The 12,657-nt window shown below is 63.3% G+C and carries 10 protein-coding genes; 6 read left to right on the forward strand and 4 right to left on the reverse strand.

All coding sequences use genetic code 11. The features are described from left to right. Positions 1-148: 148 nt before the first annotated feature. Positions 149-775: a transglutaminase-like cysteine peptidase gene (locus M2427_RS11265; RefSeq protein WP_280706347.1), complete on the forward strand. Its 627-nt coding sequence runs from the start codon at positions 149-151 to the stop codon at positions 773-775. A gap of 114 nt (positions 776-889) precedes the next feature. Here the strand turns inward: M2427_RS11265 and M2427_RS11270 are convergent, their stop codons facing one another. Genes M2427_RS11270 through M2427_RS11280 form a run of 3 tightly spaced genes read right to left on the reverse strand, consistent with a single transcriptional unit; the run spans position 890 to position 6,601 of the window. Beyond that, a complete protein-coding gene (locus M2427_RS11270; RefSeq protein ID WP_280706348.1) occupies positions 890-3,943 on the reverse strand; it encodes an efflux RND transporter permease subunit in 3,054 nt (1,017 codons plus the stop codon). Positions 3,944-3,977: 34 nt separating this feature from the next. Continuing rightward, a complete protein-coding gene (locus M2427_RS11275; RefSeq protein WP_280706349.1) occupies positions 3,978-5,093 on the reverse strand; it encodes an efflux RND transporter periplasmic adaptor subunit in 1,116 nt (371 codons plus the stop codon). Next, positions 5,090-6,601: an efflux transporter outer membrane subunit gene (locus M2427_RS11280; RefSeq protein WP_280706430.1), complete on the reverse strand. Its 1,512-nt coding sequence runs from the start codon at positions 6,599-6,601 to the stop codon at positions 5,090-5,092. Before M2427_RS11280 ends, M2427_RS11275 begins: the two co-directional genes overlap by 4 nt. Before the next feature lie 161 nt (positions 6,602-6,762). Between M2427_RS11280 and M2427_RS11285 the strand changes: the two genes are divergently transcribed. Next, positions 6,763-7,494 carry a TetR/AcrR family transcriptional regulator gene (locus M2427_RS11285; RefSeq protein ID WP_280706350.1) on the forward strand — a complete coding sequence of 244 codons (732 nt, stop codon included), beginning with the start codon at positions 6,763-6,765 and terminating at the stop codon, positions 7,492-7,494. Between the two features lie 23 nt (positions 7,495-7,517). On the opposite strand, the gene M2427_RS11290 is transcribed toward M2427_RS11285, so the two are convergent. Further along, positions 7,518-8,225 carry a GntR family transcriptional regulator gene (locus tag M2427_RS11290; protein WP_280706351.1) on the reverse strand — a complete coding sequence of 236 codons (708 nt, stop codon included), beginning with the start codon at positions 8,223-8,225 and terminating at the stop codon, positions 7,518-7,520. Between the two features lie 269 nt (positions 8,226-8,494). Between M2427_RS11290 and M2427_RS11295 the strand changes: the two genes are divergently transcribed. The 4 genes from M2427_RS11295 to M2427_RS11310 are packed head-to-tail and all read left to right on the forward strand — an operon-like array spanning position 8,495 to position 12,655. Then, positions 8,495-9,481 carry an ABC transporter ATP-binding protein gene (locus tag M2427_RS11295; protein ID WP_280706352.1) on the forward strand — a complete coding sequence of 329 codons (987 nt, stop codon included), beginning with the start codon at positions 8,495-8,497 and terminating at the stop codon, positions 9,479-9,481. 43 nt (positions 9,482-9,524) lie between these two features. Further along, positions 9,525-10,814 carry a PotD/PotF family extracellular solute-binding protein gene (locus M2427_RS11300; protein ID WP_280706353.1) on the forward strand — a complete coding sequence of 430 codons (1,290 nt, stop codon included), beginning with the start codon at positions 9,525-9,527 and terminating at the stop codon, positions 10,812-10,814. Next, on the forward strand, positions 10,814-11,773 hold the full coding sequence (locus M2427_RS11305) for an ABC transporter permease (protein WP_280706431.1): 960 nt from the start codon (positions 10,814-10,816) through the stop codon (positions 11,771-11,773). The genes M2427_RS11300 and M2427_RS11305 overlap by 1 nt, the downstream gene beginning before the upstream one ends. A gap of 3 nt (positions 11,774-11,776) precedes the next feature. Beyond that, positions 11,777-12,655, forward strand: a complete 879-nt coding sequence (locus tag M2427_RS11310) for an ABC transporter permease (RefSeq protein ID WP_280706354.1) — start codon at positions 11,777-11,779, stop codon at positions 12,653-12,655. The last annotated feature ends 2 nt before the right edge of the window (positions 12,656-12,657 follow it).

The raw sequence follows: 12,657 nt of genomic DNA on the forward strand, positions 1-12,657 counted from the left end.
CATCTCAAATTTTACGCGAATTATATTCAAGTATAGATCGAATTCGCCGCGCTTTTTACTTGTATTCGTCTCGACTTGACTTGGCTGACTTAGCGGCAACTCAAAAGCTCCGTGCGCAATGTGGTCCCAACAAGAAACGGGGGCCGCAATGTTGGACTTCACGGGACAGGGGAAGGGTTTGGCGCTCGCCGTCATGCTCTTCGGGATCGGCGCGGCAGCGCAGGCCGGTGAAGGCCGTCTGCTCTACGCGAGCCTCGGCGACACCACGCGCGCGCCGATCGGCTGGGTCGAGTTTTGTGCAGAGAATGCCGCTCAGTGTCAGGGCGGACCGTCGCAACCGCGCGACATCGTGATGTCGCAGACGGCGTGGCGCGACCTGACCAAGGTCAATCGCTGGGTCAATGAGACCATCAAGCCTTTGACCGACCAGGAGCACTGGGGCGTCATCGAGAAATGGTCGCTGCCGACAGACGGTTACGGCGATTGCGAAGACTACGTGCTGTTGAAGCGCAAGATGCTGATGGATGCCGGTTGGCCCCGCGAGGCCCTGCTCATCACCGTCGTGCGCGACAAGAAGGGCGAAGGACACGCGGTGCTGACGGTGAAGACCGACAAGGGCGAGTTCGTTCTCGACAATCAGAACGAGAACGTCGTTGCCTGGACGGAGACCGGCTACCGCTTCGTCAAACGCCAGTCGCAGAGCGATCCCAATGTCTGGGTCTCGCTGGGCGATACCAAGCCGGCGGTCTCCACCGCCAGCGCCAGAGATCAGTAGTTCGAGGAACGAGACAACAGGTTACGCGACCCGGTCACATCCCCACCCCTCCCCGTCCCAGACCGGTTCGCGCGCGGCCAGGCTTCCCCCAAAGCCTGGCCGCAACTTTTTTGGCTAGGCCGGCGTCGTGGTTCTTGACGCAGTCGGCCGCGCGATCAGCACGTAAGCGACGGGCACCACGAACAGCGTGAAGAGCGTGCCGATCGACAATCCGGTCGCGATAACGAGGCCCATGTTGTAACGCGACACGGCACCTGCGCCGCTCGCCGTGATCAGCGGAACGACGCCGAGCACCATCGCCGCCGTGGTCATCAGGATCGGCCTCAGCCGGATCGTGGCAGCCTCGATGATCGCCTCGGTCACGTTCTTGCCGTCCGCACGCAGTTCGTTCGCGACCTCGACCATCAGGATGCCGTGCTTGCTGACGAGCCCCATCAAGGTGAGCAGCCCGACCTGGGTATAGATGTTGAGGCTCGCGCCACCGATGCCGAGGCTGATGAAGATCAACGCGCCAGCGAGCGACATCGGCACCGACACCAGGATGACGACCGGATCGAGGAAGCTGTTGAACAGCGCCGCCAGCGCCAGGAAGATGATGATCACGGCAAAGGCGAAGGTGGTGACGAAACCGCCCGATTCCTGCTCGAGCTGCCGAGAGGCACCGCCATAATCGGCGGTGTAGCCCACCGGCAGAGTCTTGGCGAGATCCTTCAACGTCGCGAGCGCGCTGCCCATGGAGACACCAGGCATGGCGACGCCCGAGATCGTCGCCGCGTTGATCTGCTGGAAGTGATTGCGCGACTGCGGGATAGTCTTGCTCTCGAGATGGGCCACGGTCGACAGCGGTACCATCGAATTGTCGCTGGCGCGGATGTAGTAGCCGAGCAGCTGGTCGCTGGTCAGCCGCTCGTTCTGACGGGCCTGCGGAATCACCTTGTAGGAGCGGCCGTCTAGGCTGAAATAGTCGAGATAGTTGCCGCCGAGCATGGTGGCGAGCGCGCCGCCGAGGTCGCTCATCTTGAGGCCGAGATCGCCCGCCTTGTCGCGGTCGAACATCACCATCGTCTGCGGCTTGTCGACCTTCAGGTCGGTGTCGAGAAAGATGAACTGGCCGCTCTTGAGCGCCTCCGCCATGAAATTGCGCGAGACTTCGTCGAGCTCGTTGAAGGATCCGGTCGTACCGATGACAAACTGGATCGGAAGCCCGTTACTCCCCGGCAACGGCGACGGCTGGAAGGCGACGGAACGGGTGCCGGCGATGGTGTTGAGCAGGTTCTGGAAGTCAGGCTGGAGCGTCTTGGTGGTGAGCGCGCGCTGCTCCCAGGGCTTGAGCACCCAGCCGCTGATCACCTGGGTCGAGGTATCGATCTGGAAGACGGTTTGCGTCTCGGGGCGCCTGGCGATGAGCTCGTAGAGCTGCTTCCCATAGAACTGCCGCTGCTGAAGCGTCGCCGAGGGCGCCGCCGTGGTCAGCGAGAGGACGACGCCCTGGTCCTCATCGGGCGCAAGCTCGCTGGTCGAAGTCGCGTAGAGCCAGGGAATGCCGGCAAGCAGCAGCAGCGCGAACATTGCAACGACCGGCTTCGTCGTGAAGATGGATTCGAGCCGGCGACGATAGGCGCCGGAGAGCCACTCCAGCACGTGGTCGATCGCACGCACCAGACGCGCTTCCCAATGGGTGGCGTCGCGCTCGGTCTTGCGCAGGAGCCAGGCGCAGTTCATCGGCGACAGCGTCAACGCGATCACCGCCGACACCGTCACGGCGCCGGCGAGCGTGAAGGCGAATTCTGTGAACAACGCGCCGGTGAGGCCGCCCTGGAATCCCACGGGGACATAGACCGCGATCAGGACGACGGTCATGGCGATGATCGGGCTTGCCAGCGCGCGTGCCGACTGGATGGCGGCCTCGACCGGCGCCACACCCTCGTCGATCAACCGGTGGACGCTCTCGACCACGATGATGGCATCGTCCACCACGAGCCCGATGGCGAGCACGAGCGCCAGCAGCGTCAGCAGGTTGATGGAAAAGCCCATCAGCAGCATCAGGCCGAAGGTGCCGATCAACGACAGCGGAATCGCGATCACGGGGATCAGAACCGAACGCCAGGAACCCAGGAACATGAAGACCACGACGATCACGATCAGCACCGCTTCCAGCAGCGAGTGGACGACCTCATTGATCGACGAGTTCACGAAATCCGTGGAATCGTAGAGCACCTCGCCGGCGAGGCCGTTCGGCAGTTGCGCCTTGATGTCAGGCAGAACCGCCTTCACGCCGTTGATGACGTCGAGCAGATTGGCCGTCGGCGCGGCCTGGATGCCGATGTAGACGGCAGTCTTGCCGTTGAACCTCGTTTCGGTGTCGTAGTCGTCATTGCCGAGCGTCACATTCGCCACGTCGCGCAGCCGGATGATGGCGCCGTTGACGCTCTTGACCACGAGGTTGCGGTACTGCTCAAGCGAATGCAGATTGGTCGATGCCGCAAGATCCACCTGCACGAGCCGGCCCTTGGTCGCGCCGAGCCCCGAGATGTAGTCGTTGCCGGACAATGCGGTCGACACGTCGCTCGCGGTCAGGCCATAGGCGGCGAGCCTGTCGGGATCGAGCCAGGCGCGGAGCGCGAACTTCTTGGCGCCCAGCAGCTCGGCCGTCTGCACGCCCGGAACGGCTTGCAAGCGCGGCTGCACCACGCGCGTGAGGTAATCGGTGATCTGGTTCGGCGCCAGCACGTCGCTGGCGAAGCCGATATACATGGCGTCGATGGTCTGGCCGACCTTCAGCGTCAGGGTCGGCTGCTGCGTGCCGCTCGGAAACTGGTTGAGGACCGAATTGACCTTGGCATTGATCTCCGTCATGGCCTTGCCGGAGTCGTAGTTCAGCCGCAGATTGATCGTGATCGTGCTGGTGCCGGTGACACTGCTCGACGTCATGTAGTCGATGCCGTTGGCCTGGGCGATGGCGTTTTCCAGCGGCGTGGTGATGAAACCGCCAATGATGTCGGAATCCGCGCCCGCGTAGGCCGTCGACACCGTGACGATGGCGTTCTGGGTGCGCGGATATTGCAGGATCGACAGCGTGGCCATCGAGCGCAGGCCGAGCACCAGGATCAGGGCGCTGACCACCAGCGCCAGAACCGGCCGGCGGATGAAGATATCGGTGAAACGCATCGTTGTGGCTGCCTGTTCGAACCCGTAGCCGGGTCTACTGATCGACGATGTTGGGCGCGGCCTCCGCGACCGGCACGTGGGAGTTGTCGATCCTGACCGGGCTGCCGTTGCGCAGCTTGAGCTGGCCGGCGATCACCACCGTCTCGCCCGGCTTCACGCCCTCGGTCACCGCAATGCGGTCACCCCTGGGCGATCTGGTCTTGACGAACATCTGGCGCGCCGTGCCCTGCCCGTCGTGCAGATCGTCGACGAGATAGACGAGATCGCCGTAGGAATTGTTGACGATCGCGGTGAGCGGTACAGTGACGACCTGCTCGGGCTTGCCGACGGCAATCTCGGCCCTGGCGAACATGCCCGGCAGCAGCCGCGCCTCGCCGTTGCGCAGGGTGGCGCGGACCTGGACGTTGCGGCTGCTCGAATCGACCTTGGCGTTGATCGCCGTGATCTGCCCGGTGAAGCGCTCGGCCGGAAATGCATCGACGGAGATCGCGACGTCCTGATTGATGCCGATCGACGCCAGCGCCTGTTGCGGCAGGTAGAAGTCGACATAGATCGGATCGAGGCTCTGAAGGGTGACGATGCTGGTGCCCGCGCTCAGATACTGGCCGAGATCGACGGCGCGAATGCCGAGCCGGCCGGCAAACGGCGCCTTCAACGTCTTCTGCTCGACCACCGCCTTCTGCTGCTCGACCAGGGCCTGCGCGTTCTTCAGATTGGCCTTGTCGCTGTCGAGCGCTGCCTGACTGACCGCGCTGAACTTGATCTGCTCCTCGTCACGCTTGAGCACGATGGCGTAGTTTTCGGCGGTGGCTTGCAGCGAATGCAGCTTGGCGATGTCGTCGGTTGCAACCAGCGACAGCAAGGGCTGCCCCGCCGCGACGCTCTCGCCGGAGGAGAACTGGATGCTTTGAACGATGCCGGCGACCTGAAGCGCGAGGTCCGCGCCGTTCACCGCGCGCAGAGAGCCCACCGCACTCAGGCTCGATTGCCAGGCTGCATTGTCGGCGACCACGGTGGACACGGTCTGCGGCGGATTGGCCATGCCCCCGATCGCCTTCCGGATCATCATGTCCTTGAAGGTCTGGAAGCCGTAGAGACCGCCGAACAGGATGGCCATCCCGCCCAGCATGATTGTCATGCGCTTGATCATCGCATCGCGTCCTGCGTTGTCTTGTCGGATCCGGCGAAATAGCCGGGCTTGGCGCGCGGCAGCGCGTCTGGGGTTTCGTCCGTTCGATTCCACCAGCCTCCGCCGAGCGACTGGAACAGCGCTGCCGTGTCGGTGAAGCGCGTCGCCTGCGCCTTGATGCGCGACACGCGCGCATTGAGATAGGACTGCTGGGCGTTGATGATGTTTGCGTAAGGGACCGCCCCGGTCTTGAACTGCTCGACCGCCATCGTGAGACTGTCCGCGGTCGCCTTCTCCGCGGCCGCCTGCGCCTTCAATGTCGCGGCGTCGTATTGAATCGCGCGCAGCGAATCCGCAACGTTCTGGAATGCCGTCAGCACCGTGCTCTTGTAGAGTCCGAGGTCCTGCTCGAACGCGGCGACGTCGGCTTCCTTGGTGTGATAGAGCGTTCCGCCGTCGATCAGCTTCTGGCTGACGCTGGAAGCGGCACTCCAGACGATGGTATCGGGCGAGAACAGCCGCTCCGGACCGCTGGCGCCATAGCTGCCGGACAGCGTGAGCTGCGGCAGCAGATTGGCAATGCCGACGCCGACGGTTGCTGTCGCCTGATGCAGGGTCGCCTCGGCCTGCCTGATGTCGGGACGCTGCCGCACCAGGGCCGACGGCAATGAAAGTGGTAGCCGGCCCGGAAGGCGCAGGTCGGCGAGCCTGACATGCTCGTCGCGGTCCTGGCTCGGCAGCCGTCCGAGATAGGCCATCAGCTGATTGCGCTGCTGGGCGAGCTGCTTCTGGAGCGGTGCCAGCGTCGCCCTCGCCTGCGCCAGCGTCGCCTCCTGGGATAGCACGTCCGATTTCGAGATCGCGCCGATGTCGAACTGGTGCTGGATGCGCGCGAGCTGGTCGGCCTCGGCCTTGATGATCTCCTCGGTCGCGGTGATTTGATCGCGTAGCGAGGAGTCCGTAATCGCGGCGGTGACGACGTTGGCTGTCAAGGCCAGGTAGGTCGCCTCAAGCCTGAAGGCCTGATAATCGGCCTGCGCCTGAAGGGCTTCGACCTGCCGACGCGTGCCGCCCCAGATGTCGAGCGCGTAGGAGACACTGACCGAAGCGCCATAAAGCGTGTAGGTCGAGGTCTGCGCAGGCCATTGTCCCGACTGCGAGGTCGAGGCCTGCTCGCGCTCGGCCGATCCGTTCGCCGTGACCTGCGGAAACAGGCTGCCCTGCTGCGCCAGCGCCGTCTCGCGCGCATTGCGCAGCGCGAACTGGGCCGCCTGGACGTCGGGATGATTGCGAACGGCCTCCTCGACAAAGGCGCTGAGCTGTCTCGATCGAAACAGCCTCCACCAGTTTCCGGAGATATCGTTGCCAGACGCAAACACCTGTGCGTTGCCGCCGGCAACTGGCGCGCTCGTCGTCGCCGCGATGCGCTGCTCGCGGGTAAAGCCGTCGACGCCCGGGCTCGCGGGCACGATGAAGTCCGGTCCGACGGCACAGGAGGCAAGCAGCGCACCGGGGAGAAGCACGCCTATCCGGGCACGAGCCCTGCCCCGCCAGCCCGGCTTGACGGAGAGCCTGTGCCGGTAGGGGTCAGAATGGTCAGATGTCACAGAACTAAACCGTTTAGTTTTTAACAGCGGCCATCTATGTTGCTAGCCTCGGCCGAATGTCAAGCCTTCGGAGAATGCAGAACATGGCTGCTGCCGCGCAAAAGCCGCAAACACGACGGGCTTCGCCTCGGATCGACGCCGGCAAACCCTCGCGTGCGAAGGCCAAGCATCGCCAGATCCTCGACGCCGCACGCGAACTGTTTCTAGGTCTCGGCTTCGACACGACGAGCATGGATGCGATCGCGCGCCAGGCCGGCGTGTCGAAGGCGACGCTCTACGTTCATTTCGACGACAAGGACGATCTGCTGCTGGCGCTGGTCAATGACGAATGCCGCCGGTTCGGTCCGAAGACTCTGTGGCAGGACAACGGCGAGCCGATCGATCTCAGGAAAGGACTGCGCGCCATCGCCAGGACGTTCCTCGAAGGCTTTCTCGATCAGAGAGGACTGGCGATGCACAGGCTCATCATGTCGTGCGCCTCACGCTATCCGCGTGTGGCTGACGTCTTCATGAAGGCGGGACCGGAACGTTGCGACGCCGACGTCGCAGCCTTCCTGCGCGCAGCGCAGGCGCAGCGGCTCGTCGACATTCCCGATATCAGGCTCGCGGCGACACAGTTTCTCAGCCTCGTCCAGGGTAAGGAAATCCTGAAATGGTCGCTGTCCATGATCGCTCCGAGCGAAGCCCAGCATCGCGCCTTGATCGAGGGCGGCATCAACGTGTTTCTCGCGGCATATGAGCGTGATCCGGCAACTACGCGACAGCCTGACAAACCGAAACGCAGCCGTTCAGCGAAATCGCGCGCCAGACATTAGGATGGGCGATCCGCCGGACGGCGTCATGCCCCCAGCACATCCGCAAGCCGCAGCTCGTCGGCGGCGGGATCCTTCAGGAACAGTTCGGCCTCGATCTCGTTCAGATGCGACAGCATCAGCGCGCGCGCGGCCTGCTTGTCGCGCTTGCGGATCGCGGTAGCGATCTCGGCGTGATGATCGGTGCCGCAGGCGGGCGTATCATGACGACGATAGAGCAGGATGATCAGCGATGAGCGCGCGATCAGCTCCTTGAGGAAGCCGAGATAGATGCTGTGGCCGCTCATCTCGGCGATGAGCCGATGAAAGTCGCCGGACAGCCGGACCGACGCGCGCGCGTCGCCGCGCAGCTCGGCTTCGCGCTCCTCGGTAAGGTGCTGCTGAAGTCGGTCGATCCACGCGGGCGAGACGGCATCAACGGCGTGATCGACGATGGTGGACTCGATCAGACGGCGCGCCTCGAACACTTCGCGGGCATCCGCAGGCGTCGGACGCGCAACGAAGGCGCCGCGGTTCTTCTCGATATTGACGATGCCCTCATGGGCGAGCTGCTGCAGCGCTGTGCGGACCAGCGTGCGGCTCGCGCCATAGATCTCGCCGATCTCGTCCTCGCCGAGCTTGGTGCCCGGCAACAGGCGATGCTCGAGGATCGCCGCGGTCACGCCCTCCCTGATCCGGCTGACGCGATCGCTCACGTCGGGCGCATCGGGTTTCGGGCGGGATTTGGCGGCCATCAGTTCGAAGTGTTGGGTTCGAGGGCTCGATCAGAGATGTTTGGCCTTCGATGGTAATCGACGAGCTGTATCCAATCACAGGCGAAACTTTATACAATCTTCGCCCATTTTGTGTGCATACCCCTGCCCACCCCGTGCGCCGCACAAACGCGCTGGATTCGATCTAACGATCTGACTCCGCTGCACAGTTTCCAAATTCGGCAATATTAGCGCTGTTGGCATGGACCTTGCGGAGAGAGGGCAAGCACCGCCCTCCTGCCGGACACGCCATGGCCACTCCCGCCGCTCTCGAACTGGTTGCCGTCACCAAGCGCTATGACGCCACGGTGGCGGTCGACAACGTCAATCTGAAGATCCCCGCCGGCACCTATTGCTGCCTGCTCGGTCCGTCCGGCTGCGGCAAAACCTCGACCTTGCGCATGATCGCCGGCCACGAGGCCGTCAGCGAAGGCGACATCATCCTGGGTCCCCAGAACGTCACGGAGCTCGAGCCTGCCAAGCGCGGCACGGCCATGATGTTTCAGTCCTATGCGCTGTTTCCGCACCTCACCGTGCTCGACAATGTTGCGTTTGCCCTGAAAATGCGCGGCATCGACCGCGCTGTCAGGCACAAGCGCGCCGGCGAACTCTTGGAGCTGGTGGCGATGAGCCCCTATGCGGCCCGCCTGCCGGCGCAGCTCTCCGGCGGCCAGCAGCAGCGCGTCGCGCTCGCCCGCGCGCTGATCACCGAGCCGCAGATTCTCCTGCTCGACGAGCCGCTGTCCGCACTCGATCCGTTCCTGCGGGTGAAGATGCGGGGCGAGCTGAAGCGGCTGCAGCGAGAGCTCGGCATCAGCTTCATCCAGGTCACGCATGGCCAGGAAGAGGCGATGGCGCTGGCCGACCACATCGTGGTGATGAACCACGGCAAGATCGAGCAGCAGGGCTCGGCCCGCGACATCTTCCACCATCCGCGCACCGAATTCGTGGCCCGTTTCATCGGCGGCCACAACGTCCTCAGCGACGCCGGCAAGCTCATCGCCGTGCGCGCCGATCAGCTCGGTATCAAGCCGGTCGCTGAAGGCGCGTTCGGCGCGCCGGCGCTGCTGACCCAGACCGAGTACCAGGGCTCCTATGTCGCCGTCTCGCTGACGCTCGACGACGGCACTGCCCTGTTCTCCCACGTTCCCGAAGCCACTTTCGACGTCCACCCGTTCCGTCCGGGCGATCGCGTGCTGGCCACCTGGGATCCCTCCAAGGCGCAACGTCTGCAATAGCGCCGTCACCTTAGAAAATGCGCAACACAGAGGAGTGACTGGAATGACCGAGACGACCAAAAAGACCGGCGTCAGCCGCCGCACGCTACTGAAGAGCACCGCAGGTCTCGCGGGCCTCGCCGCCGGCTCCGGCGCCATCACCGGCTTCCCCTACGTGATGTCGGCCGAGCCGAAGGTGCTGCGCTATCTCGGCACCGCCGTGAACGAGGGCGACGACATCTCCAAGCAGTGCCTGAAGGACACCGGCATCAAGATCGAATACATCACCGCGACCACTGACGACGTCACCAAGCGCGTGATGACCCAGCCGAACTCCTTCGACGTGCTGGACACCGAATATTTCTCGCTGAAGAAGCTGGTGCCGTCGGGCAACATCCTTGCCCTCGACGCCAAGAAGATCAAGCAATTCGACAACATCACGCCCGTCTTCACCAAGGGCGAGACGCCCGGCGGCAAGAAGATCGGCAATCAGGGCACCGCGCCCTGGAAGGTGCTGTATCTCGAAGGCAAGGATTCAAAGACCTTCTCCAAGACGGCGACCGAGTTCGTCACGCTGATCCCGACCGTCTACAACGCCGACACGCTCGGCATCCGCCCCGACCTGATCAAGCGCCCGATCAGCTCCTGGTCGGAGCTGCTCAATCCCGAGTTCAAGGGCAAGGCCTCGATCCTCAACATCCCCTCGATCGGCATCATGGACGCCGCGATGGTCGTGGAAGCCACCGGCAAGTACAAATATGCCGACAAGGGCAACATGACCAAGGAAGAAATCGATCTCACCATGAAGGTGATGACCGAGGCGAAGAAGGCCGGCCAGTTCCGCGCATTCTGGAAGGATTTTAATGAGAGCGTGAACCTGATGGCGTCAGGCGAAACTGTCATTCAGTCGATGTGGTCGCCGGCCGTGACCAAGGTACGCTCGATGGGCATCCCCTGCACCTTCCAGCCGCTCAAGGAGGGCTATCGCTCCTGGGCTTCCGGCTTCTGCGTCTCCAAGGGCGTGTCAGGCGAGAAGCTCGACTGGGCCTACGAGTTCGTCAACTGGTTCCTGTCCGGCTATGCTGGCGCGTACCTCAACCGCCAGGGCTACTACTCGGCCGTGCTTTCGACCGCGAAGGCGAACATGGAGCCCTACGAGTGGGCCTACTGGATGGAAGGCAAGCCTGCCGAGAAGGACATCAAGGCGCCCGACGGCTCGCTGCTCGAGAAGGCCGGCGCGGTGCGTGACGGCGGCTCGTACGAAGACCGCATGGGCGGCGTCGCGTGCTGGAACGCCGTGATGGACGAGAACGACTACATGGTCCGCAAGTGGAACGAGTTCATCGCCGCGTGATGGATACGTCGGAAGACATCCTGCAACAGGCATCCCCGGACCTTGTCCGGGGACCAGAGACGAAGCGCGCGGCGAAATCCGCGCGCCTTTCGCCGTCTTTCATCTCCTGGCTCCAGGCCGGGCCGATGATGCTGGTGTTCTTCGCCTTCTTCCTGATTCCGCTGGTGTTCGTCGTCATCGTTTCGTTCTGGGATTACAACGAATATCAATTGCTGCCGGCTTTCTCCGGCCGCGGCTACACCGACACGTTCGAAGGCTGCATCGCGCAGCTCCCCGATCTCTGCACAATCGCCAAGACCTACGTGAAGACGCTGAAATTCTGCTTCATGGTCTGGGCCATCACGCTGTTCATCGGCTTCTGGGTCGCCTATTTCCTCGCCTTCCACATCAAGTCCAAGACCTGGCAGATGGGCCTGTCGCTGCTCTGCACGATCCCGTTCTGGACATCGAACGTGATCCGCATGATCGCCTGGATCCCGCTGCTCGGGCGCAACGGCCTCGTCAACTCCGGCCTCATCAAGGTCGGACTGGTCAACCAGCCGCTCGAATGGCTGCTGTTCTCCGAATTTTCCGTGGTGCTGGCGCTGGTTCACCTCTTCACCTTCTTCATGGTGGTGCCGATCTTCAATTCGATGGTGCGCATCGACAAGTCGCTGATCGAGGCGGCCTATGACGCCGGCGCCACCGGCTTCCAGACGCTCGTCAACGTCATCATTCCGCTCGCCAAGCCGGGCATCGTGATCGGCTCGATCTTCGTCATCACCATCGTGATGGGCGACTTCATCACGATCGGCGTGATGGGTGGCCAGCAGATCGCGGCCGCCGGCAAGATCATCGAGACGCGGGTGAACGCACTGCAATTCCCGGCCGCGGCCGCCAATGCGGTGATCCTGCTGGTCATCACCTTCATGATCATCACCATGATGTCGCGCATCGTCGACATCAAGAAGGAGCTGTGAGCGATGAGGGAGGGACGCCCGCGCTCATTCTACGTGCTCGCGATCTTCTTCGCGGCCTATGTGCTGTTTCTCTATGGCCCGATGATCGCGATCTACGTGCTGTCGTTCCAGGGGCCGCAGGGCGGCCTCACCTTCCCGATGAACGGCGTCTCGACCTTCTGGATCGCAAAATTGTTCCAGGGCACCGGCATCGTCGATCTCGGCGCGGCGTTCCGTCGCTCCCTGCTGCTCGGCGTGGTCGTGATGATCGCGACCGTCGTGCTGTCGGTCGCCGCCGGCATGGCGTTCCGCCGCAAATTCAAGGCGCAGAGCATCCTGTTCTACTCGGCGATCGCCAGCCTCATCGTTCCCTCGATCATCACCTCGCTCGGCATCTCGCTCGAATTCCGCATCATCGACGATCTGATCAAGGCGCACTGGAACGAGAATTTCGAGACATCGATGGGCCTGCTCACATCAGGTCTCGGCGCGCACCTCACCTGGACGTTGCCGTTCGGCCTGCTCATCATGTTCGCGATCTTCAACCGCTTTGATCCGAGGCTGGAGGAAGCGGCACGCGACCTCGGCGCGACGCCGTGGCAAACCTTCCGTCATGTCGTGCTGCCGATCATCCTGCCGTCCGTGATCGGCATCGGCCTGTTCGGCTTCACCCTGTCCTGGGACGAGCTTGCGCGCTCCAGCCAGGCGATCGGTGCGGTCAATACATTGCCGCTCGATCTCCAGGGCCTCACCACGACGGTGACCAACCCGGACATCTATGCGCTCGGCACCGTGATCTCCGCGGTCTCGTTCACGGTGATCGCGCTTGGGCTCGGCACCATCCACGTACTCAACAAGCGCCAGGCGGCCAAGGGCTCGGACGCCGGCAAAGGGCTCGTCTGATC

Source organism: Bradyrhizobium sp. BR13661 (assembly GCF_029892425.1).
GTDB lineage: Bacteria > Pseudomonadota > Alphaproteobacteria > Rhizobiales > Xanthobacteraceae > Bradyrhizobium.

Coding starts and splice junctions, on each gene's coding strand:
- M2427_RS11305 (WP_280706431.1), top strand. CDS start 10,814: ATGGATACGTCGGAAGACATCCTGCAACAGGCATCCCCGGACCTTGTC.
- M2427_RS11310 (WP_280706354.1), top strand. CDS start 11,777: ATGAGGGAGGGACGCCCGCGCTCATTCTACGTGCTCGCGATCTTCTTC.
- M2427_RS11270 (WP_280706348.1), bottom strand. CDS start 3,943: ATGCGTTTCACCGATATCTTCATCCGCCGGCCGGTTCTGGCGCTGGTG.
- M2427_RS11285 (WP_280706350.1), top strand. CDS start 6,763: ATGGCTGCTGCCGCGCAAAAGCCGCAAACACGACGGGCTTCGCCTCGG.
- M2427_RS11300 (WP_280706353.1), top strand. CDS start 9,525: ATGACCGAGACGACCAAAAAGACCGGCGTCAGCCGCCGCACGCTACTG.
- M2427_RS11295 (WP_280706352.1), top strand. CDS start 8,495: ATGGCCACTCCCGCCGCTCTCGAACTGGTTGCCGTCACCAAGCGCTAT.
- M2427_RS11275 (WP_280706349.1), bottom strand. CDS start 5,093: ATGATCAAGCGCATGACAATCATGCTGGGCGGGATGGCCATCCTGTTC.
- M2427_RS11290 (WP_280706351.1), bottom strand. CDS start 8,225: ATGGCCGCCAAATCCCGCCCGAAACCCGATGCGCCCGACGTGAGCGAT.
- M2427_RS11265 (WP_280706347.1), top strand. CDS start 149: ATGTTGGACTTCACGGGACAGGGGAAGGGTTTGGCGCTCGCCGTCATG.